The organism is Halomonas sp. SIMBA_159 (assembly GCF_046536035.1).
Taxonomy (GTDB): domain Bacteria; phylum Pseudomonadota; class Gammaproteobacteria; order Pseudomonadales; family Halomonadaceae; genus Vreelandella; species Vreelandella venusta_A.
Genome location: NZ_JAWJBT010001067.1, coordinates 1 through 254 on the forward strand (window position 1 = coordinate 1; position 254 = coordinate 254).

A 254-nucleotide genomic window follows, 5' to 3' on the forward strand; every position below is an offset into this window, starting at 1 on the left:
GGTTCATTGTTGTTGGCTTTGACCAGGCACTCCCAATAACGCGACTTGGCTTCGCCGTGAGGATCATCGACATCCTGGCGACTTAACCGTGCCAACGCATTCTGTCCGATTTCATTCCCTAGTTCAGCAGCTTTCTGGTACCAGCCTAATGCCACACGGAGATTGCCAACTTCATTTTCCTTCGCTAACGATAAAATGCTGGGAATATGACCTGACTGCGCCTTTTTGACTTTTTCTTCGTGTTCAACAGCCTT

General features: G+C 48.4%; 1 protein-coding gene. It reads right to left on the bottom strand.

The window, feature by feature from the left end; all coding sequences use genetic code 11:
* Positions 1-254, bottom strand: a 254-nt coding sequence (locus R0J87_RS22565) for a hypothetical protein (RefSeq protein WP_498889123.1), incomplete at both ends; no start/stop codon positions are given.